The organism is Polaromonas sp. P1_G2 (assembly GCF_056405515.1).
This window is the reverse complement of sequence record NZ_JBFUBY010000375.1, coordinates 1-3,090: the sequence shown is the minus strand read 5'-3', so window position 1 is coordinate 3,090 and position 3,090 is coordinate 1. Positions and strand designations below refer to the sequence as shown.

The window sequence follows — 3,090 nt, the reverse complement described above, 5'->3', positions numbered from 1 at the left end:
GTGCTCGAGCCAAGCGGGGTCCGGCTAAACTCGCTTCGCTCAGACAACGCCGGCCCTGATCCGCTTGTCTCTGCGCTCCTCGGCCCAGCCAGGACGGGGCAAGCGGGATCGGGAGCGGGAACCGGATATCCGGGCTCTTAGAAAGGCGTGTCGCCTTCAATCGTGGTGCGGTAGAGCTTGCGGCGCAGGTGGTCGGGCGTGCCTGCTGCGAGGTGGGTGACGGACCGGTTGTCCCAGAAGACCATGTCGTGCGGTTGCCATTGGTGGCGGTAGATGAGTTCAGCGCGTGAGGTGTGCTCGAACAGTTCGCTCAGCAGCGCGGTGCTTTCGTCCTCGGGTATGTCGAGGATGCGGGTGGTGAAATGTTCGCTGACGAACAGCGCCTTGCGGCCGTTCTCGGGGTGGGTGCGGACCACCGGGTGGACCACCGGCTTGACCTCTTCAACCTGTTCCTGCGTGAGCTTGGGGCGCCAGGGGTTGCGGCTGCGCAGTTCTTCGTATTTGGCGAGGTAGGTGTGTTCGGCGCGCAGGCCCTCAACGGCGGTCTTGAGGGCGGCGGGCAGGGTGTCCCAGGCGGTGTGCTGGTTGGCGAACAGGGTGTCGCCGCCTTCGGCGGGCAGTTCCTGCGCATGCAGCAGCGAGCCCAGGCTGGGTTTGTCTTTGTACGAAAGGTCGGAGTGCCAGAAATGGCCGGCGTCGCCCAGGCCTATGGGCTCGCCGTTTTCCTTGATGTTGGAGACGATCAGGATTTCCGGGTGGTTCTGCAGCTGGAAGTTTTTCAGCACGTGGATTTGCAGCGGGCCGAAGCGGCGGCTGAAATCGACGTGCTGCTGCGGCGTGATGCGCTGGTCGCGGAACACCAGTACGTGGTGGTCCAGGTGGGCGCGGTGGATGCGGCTGAAGTCGGCGGGGCTGAGCGGTTTCGAGAGATCCAGGCCCAGCACTTCGGCGCCCAGCGGGGCATCAAACGGCCGGATCTCGATGGAGGAGGGGGTGTGCTGTGTTGTTGCGGCCGCATTTGCGCGGTCGTCCGGAGCCAAAGTCGCTGACATCTTCACCTTTCTTGTTCATGCCTGTGCCCGTGAGCGGGGACAAGCGCTGAGTGTAGGGACACGCCGGCCTAAAGTGAACTACTTGTTCGTCATTAAATAATTACCGGGCGGATGTGGTGCACGCATTTGGGAGAGCCATGAAAAAAGCCCGCATATGCGGGCTTTGTTTGGTGCGCGATGCACCAGGCTCAGGCGGCCAGGGCGGATTTTTCCTGGTTTGCCGCGGGCGCTTGCGTGTGCGTCACGATTTCAATCTGCGCTGCGGACAGCGCGGCGGCCTTGGCGGCTTCGCCCATGGCCAGGCCTTCGGCGCGCACAAAACGCACGTCGGTGATGCCGAAGAAACCGAACACCACTTTCAGGTAGCTCTCCTGGTGTTCCAGGGCCGTCATGGCTTCGCTGGTCGAATACACGCCGCCGCGGGCCGAGGCCACGATCACGGTCTTGCCGCCGGCCAGGCCGACAGGGCCTTTTTCGGTGTACTTGAAGGTGCGGCCGACTTGCGCGATGCGGTCGATCCAGGCCTTGAGCTGGCTGGGAATCGCGAAGTTGTACAGCGGTGCACCCACCACGATCACGTCGGCCGCCAGGAACTGGCTCACCAGCGCTTCGGACACGGCGTTTTCGCGCTTCTGCACGTCGCTAAAGGCGGTGTCGGCAGGCATGCGGAAACCTAGCGATTCGGCCGAGAGGTGGGGCGGCGTGTCGGCGGCCAGGTCCAGATAGCTGACTTCGGTGCCGGGGTGGCCGGCGCGCCAGGAGGCCACGATTTGCGCGGTGAGCTGGCGGGAAACCGAGTTGCCGCCCAGGATGCTGGAGTCGATGTGGAGAAGCTTGCTCATGATGGGATTCCTTGATGAAAGAGTTGTTGAATCAGGTTTTCAGGCCGTATTCACCTTGAATCGCAGCCATGGATAGATTGTGCGGATGAGTCGATTGATTGATAAGTCGGTAAAATTGCGATAGATTGTTCTACCTGCAGGACAATGGTTGCCATCAAGGGCAATAACTCAGCCCATTCAGGCAGGTATCCACGGAAGGACGGCACCCCATGCAAGACCTCAACGACATGCTGTATTTCGCCGAAGTGGTGGAGCGGGGCGGCTTTGCCGCGGCCGGCCGCGCGCTGGGCCTGCCCAAATCCCGGCTGTCGCGCCGTGTGGCCGAGCTGGAGTCAAGGTTGGGCGTGCGGCTTTTGCAGCGCACCACGCGCAAGCTGTCGCTCACGGAAGTCGGCGAAATTTATTTGCGCCATTGCAGCACCATGCGCGACGAAGCGTTGGCCGCCTCCGAAGCCGTGGCGCAAATGCAGGTCGAGCCGCGCGGCACCCTGCGCATCACCTGCCCGGTGACGCTGGCGCAGGGCTCGGTGGGCTACCTGGTGCCGCGCTATATGGAGCTGTACCCACAGGTACGCATCGACATGCGCGTGACCAACCGCGTCATCGACCTGGTGGAGGAGGGCATAGACATCGCGCTGCGCGTGCGCCCAACACTGGAAGACAGCGGCAGCCTGGTGATCAAGAACCTGGGCTCCGGCGGCGGCCACCTGCTGGCCAGCCCGACCCTGCTGCAGCGCCAGGGCCGGCCCGAGAAACCCGAAGACCTGCTCAAGCTCGACACCGTGTCCATGTCCTGGGCCGACGGGCGCTCGTCCTGGCGGCTGTTGGGCCCCGGCGGAAAGGAGTTCGTGCTGCATCACCAGCCGCGCTACGTCGCTGACGACCTGCAGACCTTGAAGCTCGCGGTGCTGGCCGGCACCGGCATGACTTTTTTACCCGACTCCATGAGCGCGGCCGAGCGGCAGGCCCAGTTGCTGGTGCCCGTGCTGCCGGACTGGGCGCTTCCCGCCGGCGTGGCGCATGCGGTATTTACTTCACGGCGTGGGCAGGTGCCGGCGGTTAGGAGTTTTCTGGATTTTTTGGGGGAGAGGATGAGAGGGGATTCTTTGGTTTGAGGTTTTGGCCTCAAAGGCCAGTTAGCTAGTGGTTGTTCGGCGTTTGTGGTTTTGCTGAGATTTGCTGGCCGGGGGTAGCCC

General features: G+C 63.2%; 3 protein-coding genes. 1 reads left to right on the top strand and 2 read right to left on the bottom strand.

The annotated features are described in order from the left end of the window. Positions 1–137 precede the first annotated feature (137 nt). Both AC1D0P_RS23750 and AC1D0P_RS23745 read right to left on the bottom strand, forming a co-directional pair. Positions 138–1,052: a TauD/TfdA dioxygenase family protein gene (locus tag AC1D0P_RS23750; RefSeq protein ID WP_477678991.1), complete on the bottom strand. Its 915-nt coding sequence runs from the start codon at positions 1,050–1,052 to the stop codon at positions 138–140. Between the two features lie 188 nt (positions 1,053–1,240). After that, a complete protein-coding gene (locus tag AC1D0P_RS23745) occupies positions 1,241–1,894 on the bottom strand; it encodes an FMN-dependent NADH-azoreductase (protein ID WP_477678990.1) in 654 nt (217 codons plus the stop codon). A gap of 209 nt (positions 1,895–2,103) precedes the next feature. Between AC1D0P_RS23745 and AC1D0P_RS23740 the strand changes: the two genes are divergently transcribed. Then, complete coding sequence (locus tag AC1D0P_RS23740; protein WP_477678989.1) at positions 2,104–3,009, top strand: LysR substrate-binding domain-containing protein; 906 nt, start codon at positions 2,104–2,106, stop codon at positions 3,007–3,009. The last annotated feature ends 81 nt before the right edge of the window (positions 3,010–3,090 follow it).